Origin of the sequence: Ancylobacter sp. TS-1 (assembly GCF_009223885.1) — a bacterium.
GTDB lineage: Bacteria > Pseudomonadota > Alphaproteobacteria > Rhizobiales > Xanthobacteraceae > Ancylobacter.
This window is the reverse complement of sequence record NZ_CP045144.1, coordinates 2,625,600-2,650,999: the sequence shown is the minus strand read 5'-3', so window position 1 is coordinate 2,650,999 and position 25,400 is coordinate 2,625,600. Positions and strand designations below refer to the sequence as shown.

Here is a 25,400-nt window from a genome sequence, read left to right as displayed (position 1 = left end):
AATGTAACGGTGAGATGCATATTTATAGTTATTACAGAAATAGTAAGTCTCCCTCACTGGAACGATTCAACCAATTCCTCCTATAGACGTTCTAAACAAGAACACTTATTTTAATTCCTAAAAATAGACTTTATACGTGATTTGACGTTGTTTATTACTTGCCGTAACCGTCCATCAATCGACGTTACCGCAGCGTCCGGGCAGCCGGGGCTGCCTGGGCAATGGGCCCACGGGAAAGGCCGCGCCGCTGGCGGACGTGGCCCGGGGATGGACAATGATGCGCACGACTGGCCGACGCCTTCGCCTTCTCTCGACTCTCGGCCGCACCGCCGGCTGGGGTGTCTCGTGGCTCGCCCTTCTGGCGGCCGTCCCGGCGATGGCGCAGCAGGCTTCCGCGCCAGCGGAGGACCCCGCCTCGACGGCGGCGGTCGTCGCCACGGACGAGTTCGTCGAGCTTGACCCCATCACCGTGGTGGCCACCCGCACCGCCGAGAGCTGGATCGACACGCTGGCGGGCGTCACCGTGCGCCGCTCCGAGCAGCTCGACATGCTGATGCCCGCGCGCACGGCCGACCTGTTCCAGGGCATGCCCGGCACGACGGCGATCCAGAATGCGAACACCAGTCAGACGCAGATCAACATCCGCGGCCTGCAGGATTTCGGGCGCGTGGCGGTGATCGTCGACGGCGCGCGCCAGAACTTCAACCAGCTCGGCCATGCCGGCGCCGGCGGCTTCTTCGTCGAGCCCGGCCTCATCGCCGATGTCGACGTGGTGCGCGGCCCGGTGTCGAACATCTACGGCTCGGGCGCCATCGGCGGCGTCGTCACCATGCGGACCAAGGATGCCGCCGACATCATCGCCCCCGGCCAGACATGGGGCGTCGAGGCGACCGGCGAGGCGGCCGGCAACGGCTTCATGGGCTACACCTCGGTGCTCGGCGCGACGCAGGTGGGCGAGAATGTCGACCTGTTCGTCGGCGCCACCTACCGCAAGGCCGACGACTATTCCGACGGCAATGGCGACGTGGTGCAGGACAGCGGCTACGAGACCTGGACGGGCATCGCCAAGGCCACCTTCCGCCCGGCCGACTTCCACGAGGTCAAGCTCACCGCCCTGAACTACGAGACGCAGTTCTCCACCCAGACCGATGCCGATTCGGCGACCGTCTATTCCACCACCGCCGCCAACCGGACGGTGACGGCGAGCTGGAACTACTCGAACCCGGACGACAACCTGTTCGACTGGCGCAGCTCGGTCTACTGGAACCAGGTCGATCAGGACCAGGTGAAGTCGACCGGCTCGTCGAACCCCATCACCGGCGCGGTCGGCGACCCGCGCAGCTTCGTCATCGACACGGTCGGCTTCGACGCCAACAACACCAGCCGCTTCGGCAGCGGGGACTGGGCGAACGCCATCACCTATGGCGGCGACTATTTCCAGGACGAGATCGACAACACCGACGATTACGGCTTCGGCGAGGGCTACAACCCCTCGGGCGACCGGGGCGTGGGCGGCGCCTTCGTGCAGTGGAAGGCCAATTACTCGACCTGGCTCGAGGCGATCGCCGCCCTGCGCTACGACGCCTATTCGCTGAACTCCGACGATGGCGGCGGCACCAGCGGCGAGCGCCTCTCGCCCAAATTCACCCTCGGCGTCACCCCGTGGTCGTGGCTGACCCTCTACGGCACCTATGCCGAGGGCTATCGCGCGCCGACCGTCACCGAGGCGCTGGTCTCCGGCCCGCACCCGCTGCCCTTCGACACCCCCGGCACCATGTTCTACTTCCTGCCCAATCCGAGCCTTCAGGCGGAAACCGGCAAGAACAAGGAAATCGGCATCAACATCAAGAAGGACAATCTGTTCTTCGATGGCGACAAGCTGCGCGCCAAGCTGAATTACTACCAGAACGACGTGGAGAACTACATCGAGCTGGTCGAGTTCGGCTCCTCCACCGGCACGATCTGCCCCATTCCGGGCCGCCCGACCACCTGCTTCCCCTTCGACTGGGGCGTGCCGGGCTATGCGCAGTACCAGAACGTGCAGGAGGCGCGGCTCAAGGGCTTCGAATTCGAGGGCACCTATGACGCGCGCAAATGGTTCGTCGGCCTCTCGGGGCAGGTGAGCGAAGGCGAGATTTCGGCCGGCGTGGACGCCGGCCAGCCGCTCTCGACCATCCAGCCCGACCAGGTCACCACCACGCTCGGCTTCCGCTTCATGGAGGAGAAGCTGACCGTTGCCGTGCGCTGGACGGCGGTGGCGGCGGTGACGGCGTCGGACCTGCCGGTCAACTCGGTCTACGAGCCCACCGACAGCTTCAATCTGGTCAGCGTCTATGCCGGCTACCAGCCCAACCCGAACACGCTGTGGCGGCTCTCAGTCGAGAACCTGCTCGACGAGCAGTACACCCAGTACGAGAACTTCCTGCCGAGCGCCGGCCTGACCGTGAAGGGCGCGCTCACGCTGCGCTTCGGCGGCGGGCAGACGGCCGGGCTCTCGGATCCGGCCTACGTGAAGTGAAGAGTCTCCCGCGACGCGGGAGTGAGAGGAGCAAGAGCATGTCGTCTGTCACCGATGCCGAGGCGCCCAGCCGCGCCCGGCGTCTCAAGGCCGTCTCCGCCGCCGCGCATGAGCGCGTCGACACGGGTGTGATGCAGGCCGCGCCGTTCGCGACGCCGGCAAAATATGCCGACTTCCTGCGGTTCCAGTACCGTCTCCACCGCCGGGTGGAGACGCTCTACGCCGACCCGGCGCTGCAGCCGCTGCTGCCGAACCTCGCGGACCGCTCGCGGCTGGCGGCGCTGGAGGCCGATTTCGGCGATCTCGGGCTGGTGCCGCCGGAAGCGCCGCCCGGTCCCGCGCTCGGACGGGCCGAGGCGCTCGGCTGGCTCTATGTCGTCGAGGGCTCCAACATGGGCGCCGCCATTCTCGCCAAGGAAGCCGCCAAGATCGGCTATTCGAGTGAGCATGGCGCGCGCCATCTCGCCGGCCATCCGGAAGGGCGCGCGCTGCACTGGCGCCGCTTCACCGCCGCGCTGGACGCGGCGGAGCTGACGGAGGACGAGGAGCGCCGCATCGAGGCGGCGGCCACGGCCGCCTTCAACCATGTCGAGGCGCTGATCGGCGAGGAACTGGGCTGATCCCGCCCGCGTCGTCGCCCCGCCGCCGGGAGCGCGGGGCGACGACTCCACGGGGCGGCACGGGCCGGCGGGCCGTCCGGCCTTGCATCGCGGCCGGTCCGGGCTAAGGATCCCCGCGCCCTCCCGCCGGTCCGATTCGCCCATGAAGCGCCTTCTCCCCAGCCTGCTCTGCTTCAATGCGGGCTTCGTGGACACGGCGGGCTTCGTCACCCTTCATGGCCTGTTCACCGCGCACGTCACCGGCAACATCGTCACCTTCGCCGCCGCGATCGCGGATGGACGCATGCCGTCCATCTCCAAGATCATCGCGGTGCCGGTGTTCGCCTTCGTGGTGGTCTGCGCGCGGCTCTTGAGCCACGCCATGGCCGAGCGGGGACAGGACGATTTCCGCATCCTGATGGCCGCCAAGCTCGTCCTGCTCGCCCATGCCGCGCTGGTCGCCATCCAGTTCGGCGTGCCGGAGCTGGCCGATTCGCCCAGTGCCGTGATGATGGGGATGACGCTGGTCAGTGCCATGGCGCTGCAGAACGCGCTCCACCGCACGCATCTGACCGACGCGCCGCCCTCGACGGTCATGACCGGCACCATCACCCAGCTGCTGCTGGACGCGGCGCATCTGTGGAAGCCGCGGGCCGGCATCGACCCGGCGCAGGTGCGCGACCGGCTGCGCCGCTTCGGCCTCTTCCTCGCCAGCTTCTGCGCCGGCTGCGCGGCGGCGGCGGTGTTCTATCTCGCGGTCGGCGTGTGGTGCTTCCTGGTGCCGCCGCTGGTGGCGCTGGCCGAGATATTCGCCCTGCCGCCCCCGGCGCCGGCCGCCCCCGCCAAGGGCTGACGCCTCCGGATCAGACACAAGATCAGCCGCGCCGCGCCGCCAGCGCCTGCTTGAGCCGCGCCGCCGCCGCGCGGCCGAGCCCGATCGGTTCGGCCAGGCCCTGCAGCAGGAGACGGGTCTCGTCGCGCGAGCGCGTCTCGAGGCCGCGCACGCGGTCGCAATTGACGATGATCGAGCGCCCGAGCCGCAGGAAGGGCGGTGCGGGCAGCTCGGCTTCGAACTGCCCGATGCTGCGCAGGATCATCAGCGGCGACTGGTCGGCGAAATGGACATGGCTGAAATCGCCCTCCGCGCGCACGGCCAGGATGTCGGCCGGTCGCGCCCGCACGATGCGGGCCGGCGCGCGCAGTTCGATCATGCCGCCGTCCCGGTCGGGGAGCGGGACGAGACGGCGGGCCCGCTCCAGCGCGGCGTCGAAGCGCGCCTGCGCCACGGGCTTGAGCAGATAGTCGACCGCCTCCACCTCGAAGGCGTCGACGGCATATTCGGCGAAGGCGGTGACGAAGATCACCCGGGGCGGGGAGGGGATGGCGGCGAACAGCTTGAAGCCGTCGCCATCGTTCATCTCGATGTCGAGGAGAACCAGGTCGGGGCGCTCACGGACGACGAGGTCGATGGTCCGGGCGAGGCTGTCGGCCTCGCCGATGCAGTCGACATCGGCGTGCGGCTCCAGCAGGCGGCGCAGGGCGCGCCGGGCCAGCGGTTCGTCATCGGCGATCAGGACGCGGAGCACGGCTCGCCCTCCAGCAGCAGCGTCGCGGCCACGCGCACCCCGCCCCCGTCTGCGGCCTCATCCGCGCACCCGCTGGCGTCGAGGCTGAAGACGTGGCGGTGCGGGTAGTGGACGTCGAGCCGGCGCCGAAGATTTGCAAGGCCCAGGCCATGCGAGGCGCGCTTGCGGTGCCTGGGGGTGAGCGAACCGCTGTTCTCGACCGCGATCCGCAACCCGTCGCCCGCGAGGTCGATGCGCAGCACCACGTCGAGCACCTCGCTGCGGTCACCATGCTCCACGGCGTTCTCCACCAGCGGCTGCAACAGGCTGTTGGCGATGCGGCGGCCGGCGGCGGCGGGGTCCATCTCCACCCGCGTGCGCAGCCGCGCGCCGAAGCGCGCCTGCTGGATGCGCAGATAGGCGGTGAGCGCCTCGACCTCGGCTTCGACGGTGACCACCGGGGTACGGATGCCGGCGAGCACATGGCGCAGATAGTCGGTCAGGTCGCGCAGCATTTCGAGCGCGGTCGCTGGATGCTCGGGCACCTCCTCGGCGATTCCGTTCAGCGCGTTGAACAGGAAATGCGGGTTGATCTGCAGGCGTAGCTGCTGGATCTCGGCGCGCAGGGCATCGGCCTGCGCCGCGATGGCGGCCTCATGCTCCATCCGCCGCAGCCGGTCCGCGCGAATCCAGAAATAGAGCAGGCTCCAGCCGAACAGGCAGATCGCGTAGTGGAAGAAGGGGAGCGCGATTTCCTCCAGCGGCCGCCAGTTCGGAATGCTCCAGCCGAACGTTGCGCGCGCGCCCGTCAGCATCCCGACGACGACCGCCGCGCCCGCCGAGGCGAGCAGCGCCATCGCGAACAGGGTCGGCAGGCTGAGCACGGTGCTGGCGAAATGGCGGTCATAGATGCGGCGCAGCGCGACCGAGAGCACGATCATCGTCGGGTAGACGATGGCGGTGAGCGCGACGGCGGCGGCGATGTCGAGATAGGCGAGCTGCCGGTTGACCAGATCGATCAGGGCGAAAAGCGCCCAGCCGATGATCTGGATCCGCAGGAACGGCGACAGGCCGAACCGGAGCCGCGGCGGCTTCGTCGATTTCTGCGTCCCGTTCATCGACTTGGTGCTGCCGCCGAGGTGATGCGAAGCCTAGGCAATGGCATCTTTCCGCCGTCGTGCCTAGCCGTTCGCGAGGCCGGCCCGATCCCGTCATCGGGACGCCGCCTTCCGCTTCCCGTCCCGAGGTTTTCCGATGGCTGCCGCCTCCCCCGTCGCGCGCGCCCTGTCCGCCTGTCGCGGCGCCCTGCTGGCGGTGGGGGCGTTCTCGGCCGTCATCAATCTGCTGATGCTGTCGGGCTCGCTTTACATGCTGCAGATCTACGACCGCGTGCTGAGCTCGCGCAGCGTGGCGACGCTGGTCGGCCTGTCGCTGCTGCTGCTCGCCGCCTATGCGCTGCAGGGTTTCCTCGACGCGGTGCGGGTGCGGATGCTGGCGCGGATCGGCGCCCGCTTCGACGAGATGGTCTCGCCGGCCGCCTTCGCCGCCGCCCAGCGCCTGCCGCTGCTCGGCTGGCGCTCGGGGGCGGCGCTGCAACCCATTCGCGACCTCGACCAGATCCGCGCCTTCCTGTCCTCGCTCGGCCCGACCGCGCTGTTCGACATGCCGTGGATGCCGATCTTCTTTGCCGGCTGCTTTCTGCTGCATCCCTGGCTCGGCTGGCTGGCGCTGGCCGGCGGCGCGATGATCCTCGCCCTGACGCTGCTGACCGAATTCGCCAGCTGTGGCGCCGGCCGCGACCAGGCCGCCAGCCGGGCGGCGCGCGAGGCCGTCGCCGAAGCCTGCCGCCACAATGCCGAGGCCGTGGCGGCGATGGGGATGGGCGGCGCGCTGCGCGTGCGCTGGCGGGAGGCCAACCTCGCCCATGTGCGCGACTGGCTGGCCGGCGCCGACATCACCGGCACGAGCGGCGCAATCGCCAAGATCTTCCGCATGGTGCTCCAGTCGGCGGTGCTGGGGCTGGGCGCCTATCTCGCCATCCATAACGAGATTTCCGGCGGCGCGATGATCGCCGCCTCGATCATGACCTCGCGCGCGCTCGCCCCGATCGAGATCGCGGTGGCGAACTGGAAGGGCTTCATCGCCGCCCGGCTCGGCCTGCGGCGGCTGCGGCAGGTCTTCGCGCTGCCGGCGCTGGCCGAGCGCGTCCTGACGCCGCTGCCGGTGCCCCGGCAGGGGCTGAGCGCCGACAGTCTCGTTCTCGCCGCGCCGGGCCAGCAGGTGCCGATCCTCAATGGCGTGACGCTGCGGCTGGAGGCCGGGCAAGGGCTGGCGGTGATCGGGCCGAGCGCGTCCGGCAAGTCGACGCTGGCGCGTGCCCTCGTCGGCGTCTGGCGCCCGCTCAAGGGCGAGGTCCGGCTCGACGGCGCCGCGCTCGACCAGTGGAACCCGGACGATCTCGGCCGGCATGTTGGCTATCTCCCGCAGGATGTCGAGCTGTTCGACGGCACGGTGGCCGAGAACATCGCCCGCTTCGAGGCCGGCGCGCCGGGCGAGGCCATCGTGGCGGCCGCCCGGGCCGCCGGCGCGCACGAGCTGATCCTGCGGCTGGCGGAAGGCTACGACACCCGCATCGGCGAGGGCGGCGCGGCGCTTTCCGGCGGGCAGCGCCAGCGCGTGGGGCTGGCGCGGGCGCTCTATCGCGACCCCTTTCTCGTCGTGCTCGACGAGCCCAATTCCAATCTCGACCATGAGGGCGACGAGGCGCTGACCCGCGCGGTGGAGGCGGTGCGCGCCCGCGGTGGCATCGCCGTGGTGGTCACCCACCGGCAGACCGCCCTTGCCGGTCTCGACCGTGTCGCGGTGATGGCGGAAGGGCGTCTTCAGGCGTTCGGGCCGAAGGAGGAGGTTCTGCCCAAGCTCGCCCGCCAGGGGGGTCTCGCCGGTCTTCCCGGCCTGCGGCGCCCGGCGGTGGCCTCGTGAGCGCGCGCCCCGACACTCCCTCGGCCTTCGCCGGCTCGCTGCGGGGGCTGGGTCTCGGGGGCGGCGCGGCGGTGTTGCTGTTCGCCGGCACGGCCGGCGTGTGGGCGATCACCGCCACTCTGGGCGGCGCCGTCGTCGCCTCCGGCCAGTTCGTCGTCGACGGCAATGTGAAGAAGGTCCAGCACCCGACCGGCGGCATTGTCGGCCAGCTCAATGTGCGCGAGGGCGACGCGGTGGCGGCCGGCGATGTGCTGATCCGGCTCGACGACACCGTGACCCGCGCCAATCTCCAGGTCGTCGCCAAGCAGCTCGACGAGTTCGCCGCGCGGCGCGGCCGGCTGGTCGCCGAGCGCGACGGCAGCGCCGCCATCGCGCTTGCCCCCGAGCTGACCGTCCGTCGCGGCGAGAACGAGGTCGAGGCGCTGATCCGCACCGAGCAGAACCAGTTCGAGGCCCGCCGCGCGGCGCGCGAGGGCCGCAAGGCGCAGCTTGCCGCGCGCATCGCGCAGCTCGAGGACGAGATGGCGGGGCTGCGGGCGCAGCAGGCGGCGCGCGACCGGCAGTCGGTGCTGATCGCCGAGGAGCTGGAGGGGGTGCGCGACCTCTACGCGAAGAACCTCGTCGTGCTCAGCCGCAAGGCCGCCCTTGAGCGCGAGGCGGCCGAGCTTGACGGCGAGAAGGGGCGCCTCGTCGCCGCGCTTGCGCAGGCGCAGGGCCGGATCGCCGAGACCCGGCTGCAGATCATCGGCATCGACGACGGGCTGCGCGAGGAGGCGATGAAGGAGCTGGCCGAGATCGAGGCCAAGGCGGCCGAGCTGGTCGAGCGCCGGGTGGCGGCGCAGGACCAGCTGCGCCGGGTCGACATCCGCGCGCCGAGCGCCGGCCATGTCCACCAGCTCGCCGTCCACACGGTGGGGGGCGTGATCACGCCGGCCGAGCCGGTGATGCTGATCGTGCCGGCCGGGGAGGCGCTGGAGGTGGAGGCGCGGGTGCTGCCGCCCGACATCGACCAGATCGTGCCCGGCCATGCCGCCGAGGTGCGCATCCACGCCTTCAACCAGCGCACCACGCCTGAGCTTACCGGCGTGGTCACGCGGGTCTCCGCCGACACCAGCCGCGACGCGCAGACCGGCGCGGTGTTCTACACGATCCGGGTGTCGGTGCCGGCGGCGGAGCTTGCGCGCCTCGCGCCGCAGCGTGTCAGCGCCGGCATGCAGGCGGAGGTGTTCGTGCGCACGCAGGACCGCACGCCGTTCGAGTTTCTCGTCAAGCCGCTGCGCGATCAGGTCGCCCGCGCCTTCCGCGAGCGCTGAACGCCATCCCTCGCGGCGCGCTCGTCGATTTCCCGGCCGGATTCATCGACTCGCGGGCCCGCCCACGGTGATGATGACGAAGGCGCATGCGATGCCTTTTACGCTCGGGAACGGGCGCGATGTGGCGGACAGCTTGGGGCACACGACATGGCCGGGACCATCTATTCAGCGGAACTTCCCTCTTCGGGCCAGCGGCGGATCGAGGGCTTCGATCCGGCTAAGGACAAGCTCGACCTTGGCGACAACTCGGTGCATGCCTTCATCGTGGTCGACACGGCCGAGGGCGTCGCCTTCATGGATCCGTGGAGCGGCAAGCAGACCCTGATCGTCGGCGTCTCGCTCGGCCAGCTCACGGTCGACAGCTTCGTCCCGGTCCAGAACGACCATCTGCGGCAGGACCTCAGCGGCGCGCTGGCCTGGGAGCACGGCATCGTTCAGAAGCCGAACACGGTCTATGCCCGCTCGCACGAGATCGGCCAGATCGACCGCGTCGCGTTCGATGCCGCCACCGACGTGGTGGATTTCCGCTATTACGGCACGCGCGAGCAGCTCTACATGGTCGACGGCGCCGAGGGCGTGGTGATCGGCAACTACACCACCGGCCAGACGCTGATCCTGCTCGATACGACCATCGCCGAGCTTTCGGCCGAGAACTTCCTGTTCCATTTCGCACAGGCCCGCGAGGACCGGCTGTGGCTGCAGCTCGGCTTCGACCAGGTGCCGGATTCGCAGGTGATCGGCCGCGACGACATCCCGACCGTCGGCACCGATGCCTGGCCGACCGCCGCCGGTTCCGGCGTGCCCCCGGCCGGCGCGCTCGGGACCACCTTCGAGATCGACTGGGACTATGGCGCCAATGTCGTGCTGGACTTCGACCCGGCGACCGACCGGCTCGACTTCCGCTATTTCCGCCCCGCCGAATTCACCGTGACCGAGGTGAACGGCTCGGTCGTCATCGCCATTGTCGGCCAGAACCAGACCTACACGCTGGACGGGGTCTCGCTGGGCGAGCTCGACTACAACAACGTCATCGCGGTGGAGGACGCCACCTACCAGAAATGGCGCGGCCTGATCGAGGCGGCGCAGGTCGACGAGCCTTCGCTCTCGGTCGCCGACGCGCAGATCGCCGAGGGCGATGACGGGCGGACGCTGATGAGCTTCACCGTCAGCCTGTCGCGCGCGGCGGCCGGCGTGGTGACGGTGAACTATTCGACGCTGAACGGCACAGCGCTGGCCGGCACCGACTATCAGGCGGCGCTCGGCACCCTGACCTTCCAGCCGGGCGAGACGGTGAAGACCGTGCAGGTGGCGGTGAGCGGCGATGCCGGCTTCGAGTTCGACGAGCGCTTCGACCTCGTGCTGTCCTCGCCCGCCGGGGCGCGGCTGGCGGACGAGCGGGCGACCGGCACCATCCTCAATGACGACGCGCAGGCGCCCGGCGTGCTGCCGGCGGTCTCCATCGCCGACCTGACCATCGCCGAGGGCGACGGCGCCCATGTCCACTTCATGTTCGCGGTCACGCTCGACAAGGCTTCCACCGAGCCGGTGACGGTGAGCTACCAGACCGCCAACGGCACGGCGCTGGCCGGGGCCGACTATGCGGCGACGAGCGGCACCATCACCTTCGCGCCGGGCGAGACCGCCAAGCAGCTTCATGTCGACGTGATCGGCGACCTCGTGGCCGAGGCCGCCGAGAGCTTCACCGTGACGCTTTCCGACCCGGTCGGGGCGAGCATCGCCGATGGGCAGGCAACGGGCACCATCCTCAATGACGACGACGAGGCCGCCCCGCCGGCCGGCGGCGACGCGGTGGCGTTCACGGTCAAGGACAATTGGGGCGCCGGCTTCGTCGGCTCGATGACGCTCACGCCCGAGGCGGCGCTGAACGGCTGGACGATCGAGTTCGACGCCTCCTTCGACATCTCCAACATCTGGAACGCCGTGATCGTCAGCCATGTCGGCGACCATTACGTGATCGCCAACGCGGCGTGGAACGGCAAGGTCGCCGCCGACGGCACGGTGGAGTTCGGCTTCCAGGCGGCGCCCGGCGGCGCGGCGGTCATGGCCGACGACTTCCTCGTCAATGGCCACCCGGTGGGCGGGCACGACCATGAGCCGGAACCGACCCTGCCGACGCTTTCCGTCGCCGACGCCAGCGTGAGCGAGGGCAATGGCGGCACCGCCTATCTCGACTTCACGGTGACGCTGTCGCAGGCGGCCACGGCGCCGGTCACGGTGGCCTACGCCACCGCCAACGGCACGGCGGGCGCGGGCTCGGACTATCAGGCGCTGACCGGCACGCTGACCTTCGCCGCCGGCGAGACGTCGAAGGTCGTGCGCGTGCCGGTGACGGGCGACGCGGTGGTCGAGGCGAACGAGACGCTGACGCTCTCCCTCACCAATCCTGCCGGCGCCACCCTCGCCGACGGGGCGGCTACCGGCACCATCGTCAATGACGATGTGGCACCGCCGACACCCACCCTCTCGGTCGCCGACGCCAGCGTGAGCGAGGGCGATGGCGGCACCGCCTATCTCGACTTCACGGTGACGCTGTCGCAGGCTGCCGCCGGCCCGGTGACGGTGAAATACGCCACCGCCAACGGCACGGCGGGCGCCGGCTCGGACTATCAGGCGCTGACCGGCACGCTGACCTTCGCCGCCGGCGAGACGTCGAAGGTCGTGCGCGTGCCGGTGACGGGCGACACTTTGGTCGAGGCGAGCGAGACGCTGACGCTCACCCTCACCAGCCCGACCGGCGCGACCATTGCCGACGGTTCGGCTACCGGCACCATCGTGAATGACGATGTGGCGCCTCCGCCGGTGGTGTCAGTGTCGGGCACAACGGTGATCGAGGGCGATGCGGGCGGCGGCGGATCGGGCGGGGCGGCGGAGGGCTGGTTCTCCACCTCCGGCAACCAGATCGTCGATTCCGCCGGCAACCCGGTGGTCATCGCCGGGGTGAACTGGTTCGGCTTCGAATCCTCCAACGCCTCGCCGCATGGCGTGTGGACGCGCTCCTACACCGAGATGATGGACCAGATGAAAGAGCTGGGGTTCAACGCGATCCGCGTGCCCTTCTCCACCGACATGCTGCACGCCGACAGCGCCGGCGGCATAGACTACTCGCAGAACCCGGATCTTCAGGGCCTGACGCCGCTCGAGATCATGGACAAGATCGTCGCCTATGCCGGCGAGGTCGGGCTGAAGATCATCCTCGACCATCACCGCTCCTCCTTCGGCGGCGGCGCCTCGGAGAACGGGCTCTGGTACGATTCCGCCCATCCCGAATCCCAGTGGATCGACGACTGGCAGATGCTGGCCGAGCGCTATGCGGACGATCCGACCGTGATCGGCGCCGACCTGCACAACGAGCCGCATGCCGGCACCTGGGGCGGCGGCGGGGCGACCGACTGGGCGGCAGCGGCCGAGCGGGCCGGCAACGCCATCGGCGCGGTCAACCCGAACTGGCTCGTCTTCGTCGAGGGTGTCGGCTCCTATCAGGGCGAGAACTACTGGTGGGGCGGCAACCTCATGGGCGTGCGCGACCGGCCGATCGAGCTCGACGTGCCGAACAAGCTGGTCTACTCGGCGCATGACTACGGCAATTCGGTCTACGCCCAGCCCTGGTTCCAGAGCCCGGACTTCGCCGAAGATTTGCCGGCAAAGTTTGACGAGATGTGGGGCTACATCTACCGCGAGGGGATCGCGCCGGTGTTTATCGGCGAGTTCGGCACCAAGCTGCAGGACCCCAAGGACGCGCCGTGGCTGGAGGCGCTGACCTCCTACATGGCCGGCGACTTCGACAATGACGGCACCATCGACCTCGCGCCGGGCGAGGAGGGCATCAGCTGGACCTACTGGTCGTGGAACCCGAATTCGCGCGACACCGGCGGCATCCTCGCCGACGACTGGCGCACGGTCTACACCGACAAGCTCGCCTATCTCGAGCCGATCCAGTTCGATCTCGAGGAGGACGGCGGCGGCACCGGCGCGGGTGCCTATGCGGTGTTCACGGTCAGCCTCTCGGCGGCGTCCACGCAGGCGGTGAGCGTGAACTACCAGACCGTGGCGGGCGAGGCCGGCGCGGACGATTTCACCGCCGCGAGCGGCACGCTGACCTTCGAGCCCGGCGAGACCACCAAGACCGTGCGCGTCGCCATCACCGGCGACACGCTCGCCGAGGCGGACGAGCGCTTCACGCTTCTCCTCACCAGCCCGCAGGGCGCGGTGCTCGGCGTCGCGCAGGCGGCGGCGACTATCCTCGACGATGACGAGCCGGCCCCCGTGCTTCCCGCGCTCAGCGTGGCGGATGCCGGCGCGGCCGAGGGCAGCGCTGCGGCACCGGGCTTCCTCACCTTCACGGTCAGCCTGTCGGAAGCGGCGGACGGGCCGGTGAGCGTGAGCTACGCCACTGCCAACGGCTCCGCCGTGGCCGGGCAGGACTACCAGGCGCTGACCGGCACGCTCATTTTCGCGGCGGGCGAGACGAGCAAGACCGTCAAGGTGGCGCTGATCGGCGACGGGGTGCTGGAGGGCAACGAGACCTTTACCCTCGCCCTCTCCAACGCGTCCGGCGCCACGCTCGCGGACGGGCGCGCCACCGGCACCATCCAGAACGACGATGCGGCGCCGCCGGCCGGGGGCGACGAGGTGGCGTTCAAGGTCAACGACAATTGGGGCTCGGGCTTCGTCGGCCAGATGACGCTGACGCCGGAGGCGGCGCTGAACGGCTGGACGGTCGAGTTCGACGCTTCCTTCGACATCTCCAACATCTGGAACGCCGAGATCGTCAGCCATGTCGGCGACCATTACGTCGTCCGCAACGCTTCATGGAACGGCAAGGTCGGGGCCAATGCCGAAGTGACCTTCGGCTTCCAGGCCTCGCCGGGCGGGGCGGCGATCGTCGCCGACGATTTCGCGGTGAACGGCCGCGCGGTCGGCGAGGACGCGGCGGCGACGCTGGCGGGCGCGGCGCGCTCCGTCCTCAGTGACGACGTGATCGACGCCTCGGTGTCGCTGGTGGAGAGCGACGTCGACGGCTTCACCGCCGAGGTCTCGCTGCACAATGACGGCGCCGCGCGGCAGGGCTGGACGCTGGAGATCGACACCTCCTACGAGATCGCCGCGATCCACGGCGCCGAGATCGTCTCGCGCAGCGAGGAGGGCTATGTCGTGCGCAACCTCGCCACGAATGCCGACCTCGCTTCCGGCGGAACGGTGGAGTTCGAGCTGGTCGGGCTGGGCACCTTCGACAGCTCGCAGTTCCACTTCGTGATCTAGTCGAGGCCGAAGACGGGGCTCGTTTGCGCCTTGAAAAAAGGGACGCGGCCTAAGCCGCGTCCCATACCGGCCATGTCCCCACATGGCGGATTCCGGCGAAACAACCGGAATATCGTAGCTCTCGCCGAGGCATAGAGGGTCGAACGACGGCGCCGTTCACCGGCGCCTTCCGGGCCGGCGCGTCGGCCCGGTTACAAGGGTTCTTCCGTCCCGGCCTTGGCGATCGCCGCCGCGACAGCGTCCTGCGTCAGCAGGCCCAGTCCCGCATCGCCATCGACCACCAGGACCGCGCGCAGATTCTCCTCGTTCATCCTGCGCACGACGGTCGACAGGCGGTCGCGGCTGGAGCATTGCGGCAATTCGTCATTCGGTGCGGATCGGGCGACACGCGCCGCCCTGCAACCCGTCTCGAAGCCGGGTGTTGCGAAATAATCGACGATGTCCCGTTCGGTGAGCAGGGCGACGGCGCGACGACGGCCGTCGATGAGCACGAGGGCGGGCAGGCCGGCGAAGCCCATCAACGCAACAGCGGATTCAATCGGCTCATCCGCGGCGAGTTCGATGACGGGAACGGCGTCGTGGCGCAGAATATCGCGGACAAGAAGCATTGTATCGCCCTCTATGTGTAAAAGACGGCATACTGGATCGCAGTATTAATTTAACTAAATCAATCTAATTGAATATCTCAGTTTCAAGTTTAGCAAACCAAACTGAATTGTCATCTGCGGTTACTTGTCGCAACTGTGCCGTTTCATCAATGGCGGATACGGTCTCATCGTACTCTTCGAATTTATTCGACACCGCTGCAAAGCGTGAACTCGACTTCACGCCGTCGCCTTTGGCCAGAAGGCTCCAGCACCGGCTCTCATATTCGGGCGGGCCGCCACTGCCACCGAGCAGTTCGGCCGCCACGGCGCGTGCCGCCACGGCGGACTGGCTGTTGGCGGCAAAAGCGGATTTCGGCATCGCGCCCGCATGGGCGGCATCGCCGAGCACGAAGATGCGCGAATCGACGGCGGAGCGCATGTCCTGCGCCCCTACCGGGCAGAAGCCGGTCGCGTCCGCGAGCCCTGATGCGACCGCGATCCGCGGCGCCGTCTGCGCCGGGATCACGTTTACCAGCGCGCAGTCGCGATAGGTTTCGAAGCCGGTCTCGACGCTCATGGTCGAGGGGTCGACCCGTTTGACGCCCTCATGGATGGAAGGGGGCAGCCAGTCGATCATGCCCGGGTAGTATTTCTCCCAAGCATCGAGAAACAGCGCCATTTTTGCGAAGCGTTCCTTGACGTCGACGATGAATATCCGGCATTCGCCGCGCCCCGACGCCTTCAGCGCGAAGGCCATCATCGAGGCCCGCTCATAGGGTGCGGGAGGGCATCGCGACGGATCGGGCGGAGGCAGGATCACGATCCGCCCGCCGTCCGGCACCGCGTCCAGCTGCCGCTTCAGCAGATGGAACTGTTCGGTTCCCTTCCAGGCGTGCGGCATGACGGCGGCGGCTTCCCGGCTCCAGCCCGGCACGCTGCCATAATCGAGCGCGATTCCGGGGGCGAGGACGGCCATTTCAAAGCCAAGCCGGCTACCATCCGCGAGGACGACCTCCCGGCGGTCGCGGTCGAGCGCCACGGCCCGCGCCGCGACCCATTTTATGCCGGTGCGGCGGGCGAGCGCGTCATAGCCGGTCCAGATCTCCCGCGTCTCGATCATCCCGCTGAGCACAAGGTTCGAGCGATAGAGCGCCAGATAGCCCGCGGCCGGCTCGACCAGGACGATCTCGCCGGCGCCCTTGAGCAGGCGGGCGGCATAAGTGGCGAAGGAAGCGCCCGCCACGCCGGCGCCGATCACGACGACGCGCGGCGGCGCCGCACGCGCCACATGCGGCAGGGCGAGCCCGCCCAGAGCGCTCAGGAGCAGCGCGCGCCGCGTCCGCGAGGTCGGCACCGGCCGCCTCATCCGACCTTCATATAGGCGAAGCCCTTGCCCTGGAGCGCGGCGCAGGTCGCGACGCCCGAGGGCACGAAGGAGATGAAGTCGGCCTGCTTCGCCCGCGACAGGTCGAGCTGGTTCCGCTTGAAGGTGATCTCGCAGAGATAGACCTTGAGGCCGGTCTTGGAGATCGCCTCGGCACGGGCGAACAGTTCCGGCGGAAGCTTCTCGTCGGCCCACATGGTGCCCTCGAGACTGTCGAGGAAGAACTTGATGCCGCCGGCATGCACCACCAGCACGATCTGCAGCGCGAAGGGATCCGCCCCGTAGACCGAATAATGGTTGCCGATATTGTTCAGCGTCTGGGCGAAGCGGTCGGGATCGCCATAGTCGCAATGATAGAGGCAGGCGACCTCGGCATCCTTCCGGATGTCGTCGAGCGTGACCTGAGCGGGGGCCGCCGCAGCCTTGGCAATGGTCAGTCCGGCGCCGCCGGCGGCGAGGCCGGCCATCACGGAGCGGCGGTTCAACTCCTGAAGGGGCATGGCGTTTTCCTTCCTGTCTGTCCGGCGTCGCGGCAGGCTTGCCGCGACACCCTCACTCGACCGCGCCGGCGGGCTTGTCGCCTTCCTTCCCGGCATCGGGCGTGACGTCGAGCACCGCCGCATGGCTGGTGATCTCGACCTTGGGCTTGCAGTCCTTCATGCAGGGATTGGCGTTCCAGAACGCCTTCTCCGTGGTCTCGCGGTCGTCGTCGTAGAAGTTCGCCCGGTTGGGCAGGGCGATGGTCGGGAAATTCTCCTTCGAGAGGACATAGTCCTCCGGCACCACGTCGTTGAGGTAGAGAAGATAGGCGACGATGGCATAGACCTCGTCCGGCTGCAGCGTCTGTGCGGCGCCGAACGGCATGGCGCGGTGCACATAGTCGAACACGGTCGAGGTGTCGGGCCAGAAGGAGCCGATGGTCTTCTCGGGGCGCTCGGACTTCAGCGTGCCCTGTCCCCCGGCCAGCACCGGCCAGCGGCCGACGCCCTCGCCGAATTCGCCATGGCAGGCGGCGCAATTGTTCTGGAACACTTCCTCGCCCTGTGACACCGAGCCCTTGCCCTCGGGCAGGCCGAGCCCGTCCGGGCGCACGTCGATGTCCCACGCCTTGATCTCCTCCGGCAGCGCCGGCCGGCCGAGCTTCACCGCTTCCGCAGCGGCAAGGCCGGTGAAGGCGATGAGGAATGCGCCCGCGACAGCGCAGGACCTAGCTGACCTCGACATTCTCGGCCTCCCCGTTGCCGCGCACCAGCCAGGTCTGGATGCCGTTGTTATGGTAGATGGAATTCACGCCGCGCACGGCGCGCAGTTCCGCCTTGGTCGGCTGGACATAGCCGGTGTCGTCCATGGCGCGGGACTGCAACAGCAGTTCCTCGCCGTTCCAGTCGAAGTCGAGATAGAAGCGGGTCATGGCGCGCGGCAGCGCCGGCCCCTCGATGCGGGCGGTCGTCCAGTTCTTGCCGCCGTCGAGGGTGACGTCGACCCGGGTGATGGTGCCGCGTCCCGACCAGGCGACGCCGGAGACCACGTTCGGCCCCTTCGCGCGCAGCGGCGCCTGCGGGCTCGGGCTCGTCACCACCGACTTGGCGTCCATGATGAAGGTGAAGCGACGCGAGCGGCCGTCGGCGAGCAGGTCGGTGTATTTCGACGTTTCCTCGCGCTGGCCCCAGGGCTGGTCGCCGACCTCGATCCGGCGCAGCCACTTGATCCACATATTGCCTTCCCAGCCGGGCACGACGAGGCGCAGCGGGTAGCCCTGCTCGGGGCGCAGCGCCTCGCCGTTCATCGCCCAGGCGACGAGGCAGTCGTCCATCGCCTTCTCCAGCGGGATGGAGCGCGTCATGGCCGAGGCGTCGGCGCCCTCGGCGAGCACCCATTTTCCCTTCGACTTCACCCCGGCGGCTTCGAGGAAGGCCCGCAGCGGCACGCCGGTATAGACGACGTTATGGATCATGCCGTGGGTGTACTGGCAGCCATTGAGCTGGGCGCCGCGCCATTCCATGCCGCTATTGGCGGCGCATTCGAGGAAATAGACCCGGTTGGTGCGCCCCGGCATGCGCTTGATGTCCTCCATGGTGAACACCAGCGGCTTGTCGACCATTCCATGGATCATGAAGTGGTGGCGCGCCGGGTCGATTTCCGCCTCGCCGCCATGGTGGCGCACGAAGCACAGGCCGTTCGGCGTGATGATGCCGTCCAGCGCGTAGAGCGGGGTAAAGCTCACCGAGCTTTCGCTGCTGGCGGTGAGCCACGTCACTTCGCGCCGGACCACGTCCTTCTCGAAGGGCGAGGGAATGCCATAGGGATGATTGTTCACCCCGGCGCCGAGCGCCTGGGTCCATGGCGGCAGGTTGACGATATCGGGATCGGGCGTCGCCTCGGCGGCGGCGGGCCGTACCCCGGTGGCCGCTCCCGCACCGGCGAGACCGGCGAGGGTGAGGAAGCGGCGGCGATCCACCCGCGTCCCCGGCTTGGTCTGGTTCATCGCATCCTCCCGGACGGATATTCAAATTCGCATTTGTGAATGAATTGAGCGTGCATCGGAGCCACCATCACCGTCTCAGGCCCCGGAGACCTTGACCGAGGCGGTCGGCGCGATGTCCACGGTCTTGGTCGCGGCGACATAGCGCTCGACCAGTTCCCAGATCGGCGGACCTTCCACGCCCTGATTCACGCTGGCCCAGCCGGCGACCGCATAGGTCTTTGACGGGTCCAGCGGCTGGCCGGTCTTCAGGTAGGTCAGGTCGCTGATGCGCCTGCCCATGGGCTGGCCGATGTCGATGGCGTAGCCGACGCCGCCGACGCGCACCATGTCCCCGCCGCCCTGGAAATAGGGGTCGGCGTTGAAGATGTTGTCGGCCACGTCCTCCAGCACATCCTTGAGCTGCTTGCCGGTCATCATGTTGCGGTAGCAGGCGGGATAGGTGATGGCAGTGGCGTTGGCGATCGCCTCGAAGGTGATCGGGTCCCCCGGCCGCAGCGTGCCGCCCCAGCGGAAACCGGGCGAGAGGGCAATCTCGGCGTCGCGCTCGGCGATCATGGCCTGACAGATCATGTCGTCGAAGGTGCCGTTGAAATTGCCCCGCCGGTAGAGAAGGCTGCCCGCCTGCCCGACCACGCGGCCGAGATCGGCGGCATAGGGCGCGCGCAGTTCCTTCACCAGCGCCGCCATCTGCGCATCGGGGGCGATGGCGTCGGAGAACACCGGCAGCAGGCCATAGCGGAAGCCGGCGACCTTGCCGTCCTTCACGTCGAGGTCGAGCCGGGAGATGAACTTGCCGTGCGAGCCGGTGGCGATGAGAAGCGTGGAGCCGACCATGACCGGCGCCGGCAGCGCGTCATGGGTATGGGCGGTGAGGACTACGTCGAGGCCCTTCACCCGGCCGGCCAGCTTGCGGTCGACATCGAAGCCGTTATGCGAGAGCAGGACGACCACATCGGCGCCGGCGGCACGGGCCTCGTCCACCTGCTTCTGCAGTTCCTCTTCGCGCAGGCCGAATTCCCAATCGGGAATCATCCAGCGCGGGTTGGAGATCGGCGTGCGCGGAAAGGCCTGACCGATGACCGCGACCCTGGCGCCGCCGCGCTCGAACATCTTGCGCGCCTCGAAGACAGGCTCCTGCCACTCCGCGCTCCGGATGTTCTGGGCGAGGAAGGCGAAGGGCGCCTTATCGACGATTTCCTGCACCCGCTCGGCGCCGTAGGTGAACTCCCAATGGCCGACCATCGCATCGAGACCGAGCGCGCTGAAGACGCGCACCATGTCCTCGCCCTTTGTCTGCAGCGAACTCCAGCTTCCCTGAAGGCCGTCGCCGCCGTCGAGCAGCAGGACATTGCCCTCCCCGCGCGCGGCGCGGATGGCCTTTACCAGCGTGGCGATGCGGTCGGCGCCGCCCATGCGCCCGTACGTCCCGGCCAGCGCGTCGAAGTCGAGGCTGGTGAGGGAATAGGCCTCCGGCCCGCCGGCGGCGATCTTGTAGTAGGCGAGGAAAGCCTCGTCGACGAGGTGCGGCGGCAGGCCGCGCGCCTCGCCCACGCCGATATTGACCGAGGGTTCGCGGAAATAGATCGGTTCGAGCTGCGCGTGCAGGTCGGTGGTGTGCAGGATGGTCAGCGTGCCCACGGGGTCGAAGCGCAGTATGTCGTCCTGCGTCATCCGTCCCGCGCGGGCCGCCTGGGCGAAGGCGCCGCGGGCGCCGGATGCAAGCATACCGGCGGCCATCGCGGCGATCACGAAATCGCGGCGTGAGATCATCTGGCAAGTCTTCCCTGCTGGTCGCCGGCATGCGGCCGGCGCGGACGGATCAGGCGACGGTGAGCTTGGCACTCGCCGTCTGCTCGGAACCGTCATCGTCCTTCCAGGCGAAGGTGAACTCGCCCGATTCGGACGCCTTGTAGAAGAACGCCTGATAGGGATTGGCCGAAACGGCGGTGAACCAGTTCGCCTCGAAGAAAGGCTTGCCGTTGAAGCTCGCGGTGAACTTGTTGATGATGGCGCGCGGGATCGGCTTGCCGGACGAATCCTTGCGCTGACCGCTTTCCATCTCGTGCGAGATGAGGGTCTTGATCTCGATGATCTCGCCGGCCTTCGCCTCGGAAGGCACCTTGATGCGCGGCTTGGACTTGATGGCCATGTTGGCGTTTCCTTGTCGTTTCCCTTGATGTCCCTGCGCGCGGCGCTGACGCCGGGCGCGCCGCTCAGCCGCCGCAGCCGCCGATGGTGACCTTCACCTGCGCCTTGGCGCTGTAGAGCGCGCCATTCGACATCTCGGCCACGGCCACGACGTTCTGCGTCTGGGCGAGGCGCATGCGGACCGAAGCCGCCGCCTTGCCGGACTGCGGCGTGAACATGTAGGTCACGACCTGCGGCAGCGGATTGCCGTCGGCGAAGACGTGGACCGCCTTGACGTAGTCGCCATCGGTCATCGGGCTTTCCACATCGACATTGAGCGGCACGACAAGGCCGTTTTCGGCGATCTCGGGCAGATCGAGCTTGATCCGGCCTTCCGCCATCGGCTTGTCGCCGTAGAGCTTCTTGAGCTCGGCGGCGACGGCTTCCTCGGTCGCCAGGACGAGACGCGGCGCCAGCGTCGCCGCCAGCAGGGCGGTCAGCCCAAGTCCCATGGTTTCCCGTCGCGACGGAGTCCAACTGCGAAGTTGCATCAGGCGTCCTCCTGCTGGCGTCGAGCGCCAACGTTTTGTTTTTGCTTTGATTTAATCGTTCGCGAGCCAATTTGGCGAGCGACGAACATACATATTGTGATATTAAATTTTTTGAATGTAAAGTGAGTGATCGAGCGATCGCCAAAGCCTATCATCGCTCGCCACGGAGACCGCTTCAACACTCTCGCGAGAAGGGTGCGGTGCGGCTCAACAGCTGGGGAAGCACATGCCCAAGGAACCGATACGACCCAAGGAGAGCTGGCAGCCGACACGGCGATTCATCGCCGGTTGCCTCGCCCTCGTCCTCCTCGCCTTGCCTGTCATCCTCACGACCGCGCAGGGCGCCGAGGACGAGAGCGAGAAGGAAATCGAGCGCTACCGCCAGATGATCGAGGACCCGATGGCCAATCCGGGCTACCTCAACGTCGACCGCGGCGAGGCGTTGTGGAGCGAACCGCGCGGGACCAAGAACGTGTCGCTGGAGAGCTGCGATCTCGGCGAGGGGCCGGGCAAGCTGGAAGGCGCCTACGCCCATCTGCCGCGTTATTTCGCCGATGCGGACAAGGTGATGGACCTCGAGCAACGCCTGCTCTGGTGCATGCAGACCCTCCAGGGCCTCGACACCAAGCCGATCGTCGCCAAGCCGTTCTCCGGCCCGGGGCGGACGTCCGACATGGAGGATCTCGTCGCCTTCATCGCCAACAAGTCGGACGGCATGAAGCTGCATGTCGAGCTGGCGACGCCTCAGGAACAGGAAATGTACGCGATCGGCGAGGCGCTGTTCTTCCGCCGCTCCTCGATCAACGATTTCTCCTGCTCGACCTGCCACGGCGCCGCGGGCAAGCGCATCCGTCTTCAGGCGCTGCCGCAGCTCGACGTGCCGGGCAAGGACGCCCAGCTCACCATGGGCACCTGGCCGACCTACCGCGTCTCGCAAAGCGCGCTTCGCACCATGCAGCACCGCATGTGGGACTGCTACCGGCAGATGCGCATGCCCGCGCCCGACTATGGATCGGATGTCGTGACCGCGCTCACCCTCTACCTGACCAAGCAGGCTGAGGGCGGTGAGCTCAAAGTGCCGTCGATCAAGCGTTGAGGGAGGGGAAAATGACCGTTTACACGTTCCTGGCCCGCGCGGCGCTGGCCGGCGCCGTCCTCCTCCTGCCGCTGGCGGCTACCGCCCAGGAGGCCCCGCCCAAGGCCGCCGTGTCGCCTCACGCCGTCGATCCGGCACGGGTCGACGCCGTGGTAAAGGCCGGCTTCACCAAGCTGCCGGAGGGCTGGGAAGCGCGCCTCCAGCAGGATGAGACGCAGCGCATCTGCTCGCTGACCCGCAACAGCCCCTCGCCCGAACAGGCAAGTGCGATCATGAAGGCCGAGGAGGTGCGGATCACCTTCCCGCAGGGCTCGGTCCTCGGCAACTGGAAGGAAGGCGCCAAGGTGGCCCAGAACGGGCGCGGCGGCCAGTTCAGCGATCCGCCGGGCACGGTGAGCGGCGGCAATTGCTATGCCTGCCACCAGCTCGACCCGAAGGAGGTGAGCTACGGTACGCTCGGCCCGAGCCTTGCGGGCTATGGCCGCGAGCGCAAGTTCGACCCGGAGGACGCCAAGGCCGCCTACGCCAAGGTCTATGACGCGCAGGCCTCGCTCGCCTGTTCCAGCATGCCGCGCTTCGGCGTCAACGGCGTGCTGACCGAACAGCAGATCAAGGATGTCGTCGCCTATCTGTTCGACCCGGAATCGCCGGTGAACAAATAGCCCCTAGGGCGCCTTCTGCGCCGCCAGCCACGCCTCGAAGCCGGTGCTGTCATAGGCACCGGCTTCGACATAACGGAACATGGCGAGGAATTCCGGCTTGGGCAGCAGGCCCGGCAGCCGGGCCACCTCCACCACCTTGCCGTCGCGCATACCGAAGAACTGGAAGGTGGGCGTCGCCCGCACGGCGTACTGCCCCGCCAGTGCCTTCTCCGAGAGTGCCGCGCCGTCGAAGCCCGTCACCTCGCGCGCGCCGAAAATGTCGAGATGCACGACGCTGAAATGGTCGCGCACATAGGATTCGATCGCCGGATCGGCGAAATATTCGGTGTGCAGCCGCTTGCAGAGCGGGCAGCCGCGCTGGCTCCATTGCAGCGCAAAGCCCTTTCCCGACGCCTTCGCCGTCGCGAAATCCTCCGGCAGGTCGAGGAAGCTTTCCAGATACCAGTCCTGCACATACAGCCCGTCATCGCCGAGGCGGGTGGCGGCGTGGCCGGCGTGCGGTGCCAGCAGGAGCGCCCCCGCGCCGAGGGCGAGCGAACGGCGGGTCAGGCAAGCATCCATGATCGGCTCCATAGCGTGGCGCGCCTCATCCGATGGCGCCAAGTGTGGGAAAGGCCTCGAGCAGCCAGGCGGATAATTCCGGCATCCAGCCACCGATGAAGACGATGCCGGTGGCGACCAGCAGCACGCCGGACGCCTTCTCGACCAGGCCGAGGCGCGAGCGCATCGCCGCCGACCAGCGCAGGAAGCCGGTCGAGAACGCCGCCGCGGCGATGAAGGGCAGGCCGATCCCGGCGGCGTAGGCGCAGAGCAGCAGCATGCCCTTGGCGAGGGAATCCTCGGTGCCGGCAATGATGAGGATCATCGACAGGATCGGCCCGACGCAGGGTGTCCAGCCGAAGCCGAAGGCGAGGCCGACCAGATAGGCGCCGGCAAGCCCGGCAGGCGCGCGCGCCACATCCGGCGCCACCCGGCGGTAAAGCAGCGGAAGGCACAGCAGGCCAAGGAAATGCAGCCCGAACAGGATCAGCATCGCGCCCGCGACGATGGTCAGCGTCGGTGCGTGCACGGCGAGCCACTGGCCGAGCTGCGAGGCGGTGGCGCCGAGCAGGATGAAGACGCTGGAAAAGCCGGCGACGAAGACGGCCGCGAGCGCGACCAGCCGCCCGCGCGTCGCCGCCTCGCCGGAGAGACCGCGCCCCGCTCCGCCGAGAAAGCCGAGATAAGCCGGCACCAGAGGCAGCACGCAGGGCGAGGCGAATGACAGGAGGCCGGCCCCGAAGGCCCCCGGCAGCGTGATGTTCAGCGACACGGCGTTTCCCCAGGGTCCGTTCCGCTCTGCGGCGGATTGACCATCGAAATCATATTCGAATGCGTTTATATAACGAAGACGAGACAACGTCATCCGGCAGAGGTCATGCGGGTACGGAATCACGGCAAGATGAGCGGAAGGCGTCGCATCGCGGCGCTTGCCCGCGCGGCTGTCCTGGGGGTCCTGGCCGGCATGCTGGCGGGCGTGGCGCCTGCGGGGGCGGCGGAACTGCTCATGTTCGAGCAGGCGGGCTGTGTCTGGTGCCAGCGCTTCGACCGCGAGATCGCGCCCATCTATCCGCGCACCGAGGAGGGCCGCCTCGCGCCGCTACGCCGGGTCGAGCTGGGCGACGAGGACGCGGTGTTCGCCGATCTTGCCGCACCCGTGCGCTTCGCCCCGACCTTCGTGCTGGTGGAGGACGGGCGCGAAGTGGCGCGCGTTCCCGGCTATGCCGGAGAGGAAGCCTTCTGGGGCCTGCTCGCCGATATGACGAAGAAACTGTCCCGGACACAGTAGCGCTGTCGCACAGGGTGCGAGTCCGGTAGGCTGGAGTTGAAAGCGACGTGGTGATGACCGGAATAGTTTCGAAACGCATAGAGGACGAACTGCGCGACGGCCCGGAGGTCTCGCCGGAACTCGACCGCCTGATGCGCAATGCGCGCGAAGCCAGCGACTTCCTCAAGGCGGTCTCGCACGAGAACCGCCTGCTGCTGCTGTGCCTGCTGGCGGAGCGCGAGCGGTCCGTCACCGAGCTGGAAAACATTCTGTCGCTGCGCCAGCCGACCGTCTCGCAGCAACTCGCCAGGCTGCGGCTGGACGATCTCGTCAGCACCCGCCGCGACGGCAAGACGGTCTATTACAGTCTGGCCGACGAGGATGTGCGGCGGCTGATCGGGGTGATCTACGACATCTTCTGCGGAACCAAGGAAGACTGAGCCG

22 protein-coding genes are annotated in these 25,400 nt (G+C 68.2%); 10 read left to right on the top strand and 12 right to left on the bottom strand.

Annotated elements, in window-relative coordinates:
* Positions 1–274 precede the first annotated feature (274 nt).
* From GBB76_RS12465 to GBB76_RS12455, 3 genes are all read left to right on the top strand, one after another.
* The gene (locus GBB76_RS12465) at positions 275–2,518 is read left to right on the top strand and encodes a TonB-dependent hemoglobin/transferrin/lactoferrin family receptor (RefSeq protein WP_246668908.1); all 2,244 of its coding nucleotides are present in this window, start codon (positions 275–277) and stop codon (positions 2,516–2,518) included.
* 38 nt (positions 2,519–2,556) lie between these two features.
* Positions 2,557–3,138 (top strand): biliverdin-producing heme oxygenase, encoded by a 582-nt coding sequence (locus GBB76_RS12460; protein ID WP_152303598.1) that lies wholly within the window; start codon positions 2,557–2,559, stop codon positions 3,136–3,138.
* A 142-nt stretch (positions 3,139–3,280) separates the two neighbouring features.
* Positions 3,281–3,970: a YoaK family protein gene (locus GBB76_RS12455; RefSeq protein WP_152303597.1), complete on the top strand. Its 690-nt coding sequence runs from the start codon at positions 3,281–3,283 to the stop codon at positions 3,968–3,970.
* A 22-nt stretch (positions 3,971–3,992) separates the two neighbouring features.
* On the opposite strand, the gene GBB76_RS12450 is transcribed toward GBB76_RS12455, so the two are convergent.
* The gene (locus tag GBB76_RS12450; RefSeq protein WP_152303596.1) at positions 3,993–4,703 is read right to left on the bottom strand and encodes a LytTR family DNA-binding domain-containing protein; all 711 of its coding nucleotides are present in this window, start codon (positions 4,701–4,703) and stop codon (positions 3,993–3,995) included.
* Positions 4,688–5,800, bottom strand: coding sequence for a sensor histidine kinase (locus GBB76_RS12445; RefSeq protein WP_152303595.1), 1,113 nt, complete (start codon positions 5,798–5,800; stop codon positions 4,688–4,690). Before GBB76_RS12445 ends, GBB76_RS12450 begins: the two co-directional genes overlap by 16 nt.
* Before the next feature lie 136 nt (positions 5,801–5,936).
* On the opposite strand from GBB76_RS12445, the gene GBB76_RS12440 reads away from it, so the two are divergent.
* From GBB76_RS12440 to GBB76_RS12430, 3 genes are all read left to right on the top strand, one after another.
* A complete protein-coding gene (locus GBB76_RS12440; RefSeq protein WP_152303594.1) occupies positions 5,937–7,664 on the top strand; it encodes a type I secretion system permease/ATPase in 1,728 nt (575 codons plus the stop codon).
* Positions 7,661–8,977, top strand: a complete 1,317-nt coding sequence (locus tag GBB76_RS12435) for an HlyD family type I secretion periplasmic adaptor subunit (RefSeq protein ID WP_152303593.1) — start codon at positions 7,661–7,663, stop codon at positions 8,975–8,977. The genes GBB76_RS12440 and GBB76_RS12435 overlap by 4 nt, the downstream gene beginning before the upstream one ends.
* A gap of 147 nt (positions 8,978–9,124) precedes the next feature.
* Positions 9,125–14,257: a Calx-beta domain-containing protein gene (locus tag GBB76_RS12430; protein ID WP_152303592.1), complete on the top strand. Its 5,133-nt coding sequence runs from the start codon at positions 9,125–9,127 to the stop codon at positions 14,255–14,257.
* Between the two features lie 191 nt (positions 14,258–14,448).
* Here the strand turns inward: GBB76_RS12430 and GBB76_RS12425 are convergent, their stop codons facing one another.
* The 8 genes from GBB76_RS12425 to soxY all read right to left on the bottom strand — a co-directional run bounded on the left by GBB76_RS12425 (position 14,449) and on the right by soxY (position 21,391).
* Positions 14,449–14,865 (bottom strand): CBS domain-containing protein, encoded by a 417-nt coding sequence (locus GBB76_RS12425; protein WP_152303591.1) that lies wholly within the window; start codon positions 14,863–14,865, stop codon positions 14,449–14,451.
* A gap of 64 nt (positions 14,866–14,929) precedes the next feature.
* Complete coding sequence (locus GBB76_RS12420) at positions 14,930–16,198, bottom strand: FAD-dependent oxidoreductase (RefSeq protein WP_152303590.1); 1,269 nt, start codon at positions 16,196–16,198, stop codon at positions 14,930–14,932.
* Between the two features lie 8 nt (positions 16,199–16,206).
* Positions 16,207–16,728 (bottom strand): DsrE family protein, encoded by a 522-nt coding sequence (locus tag GBB76_RS12415; RefSeq protein ID WP_152303589.1) that lies wholly within the window; start codon positions 16,726–16,728, stop codon positions 16,207–16,209.
* Positions 16,729–16,780: 52 nt separating this feature from the next.
* Positions 16,781–17,452 carry a c-type cytochrome gene (locus tag GBB76_RS12410; protein ID WP_152303588.1) on the bottom strand — a complete coding sequence of 224 codons (672 nt, stop codon included), beginning with the start codon at positions 17,450–17,452 and terminating at the stop codon, positions 16,781–16,783.
* Complete coding sequence (gene soxC, locus GBB76_RS12405) at positions 17,436–18,713, bottom strand: sulfite dehydrogenase (protein ID WP_152303587.1); 1,278 nt, start codon at positions 18,711–18,713, stop codon at positions 17,436–17,438. The genes GBB76_RS12410 and soxC overlap by 17 nt, the downstream gene beginning before the upstream one ends.
* Before the next feature lie 75 nt (positions 18,714–18,788).
* Positions 18,789–20,483, bottom strand: a complete 1,695-nt coding sequence (gene soxB, locus GBB76_RS12400) for a thiosulfohydrolase SoxB (RefSeq protein WP_152303586.1) — start codon at positions 20,481–20,483, stop codon at positions 18,789–18,791.
* A 49-nt stretch (positions 20,484–20,532) separates the two neighbouring features.
* Positions 20,533–20,862, bottom strand: a complete 330-nt coding sequence (gene soxZ / locus GBB76_RS12395; protein ID WP_152303585.1) for a thiosulfate oxidation carrier complex protein SoxZ — start codon at positions 20,860–20,862, stop codon at positions 20,533–20,535.
* A gap of 64 nt (positions 20,863–20,926) precedes the next feature.
* Positions 20,927–21,391, bottom strand: a complete 465-nt coding sequence (soxY, locus tag GBB76_RS12390) for a thiosulfate oxidation carrier protein SoxY (protein ID WP_152303584.1) — start codon at positions 21,389–21,391, stop codon at positions 20,927–20,929.
* A gap of 226 nt (positions 21,392–21,617) precedes the next feature.
* Here soxY and soxA point away from each other — a divergent pair, with 226 nt between their 5' ends.
* The gene (gene soxA, locus GBB76_RS12385; RefSeq protein WP_152303583.1) at positions 21,618–22,487 is read left to right on the top strand and encodes a sulfur oxidation c-type cytochrome SoxA; all 870 of its coding nucleotides are present in this window, start codon (positions 21,618–21,620) and stop codon (positions 22,485–22,487) included.
* 11 nt (positions 22,488–22,498) lie between these two features.
* A complete protein-coding gene (soxX, locus tag GBB76_RS12380) occupies positions 22,499–23,149 on the top strand; it encodes a sulfur oxidation c-type cytochrome SoxX (protein WP_152303582.1) in 651 nt (216 codons plus the stop codon).
* Positions 23,150–23,152: 3 nt separating this feature from the next.
* On the opposite strand, the gene GBB76_RS12375 is transcribed toward soxX, so the two are convergent.
* Both GBB76_RS12375 and GBB76_RS12370 read right to left on the bottom strand, forming a co-directional pair.
* Positions 23,153–23,710, bottom strand: a complete 558-nt coding sequence (locus GBB76_RS12375; protein ID WP_152303581.1) for a thioredoxin family protein — start codon at positions 23,708–23,710, stop codon at positions 23,153–23,155.
* Positions 23,711–23,735: 25 nt separating this feature from the next.
* Positions 23,736–24,461 (bottom strand): cytochrome c biogenesis CcdA family protein, encoded by a 726-nt coding sequence (locus GBB76_RS12370; protein ID WP_152303580.1) that lies wholly within the window; start codon positions 24,459–24,461, stop codon positions 23,736–23,738.
* Positions 24,462–24,590: 129 nt separating this feature from the next.
* Between GBB76_RS12370 and GBB76_RS12365 the strand changes: the two genes are divergently transcribed.
* Both GBB76_RS12365 and GBB76_RS12360 read left to right on the top strand, forming a co-directional pair.
* On the top strand, positions 24,591–24,977 hold the full coding sequence (locus GBB76_RS12365) for a thioredoxin fold domain-containing protein (protein ID WP_152303579.1): 387 nt from the start codon (positions 24,591–24,593) through the stop codon (positions 24,975–24,977).
* Between the two features lie 53 nt (positions 24,978–25,030).
* Entirely contained in the window at positions 25,031–25,396 is a 366-nt protein-coding gene (locus GBB76_RS12360; RefSeq protein ID WP_152303578.1) for a metalloregulator ArsR/SmtB family transcription factor, read from the top strand.
* The last annotated feature ends 4 nt before the right edge of the window (positions 25,397–25,400 follow it).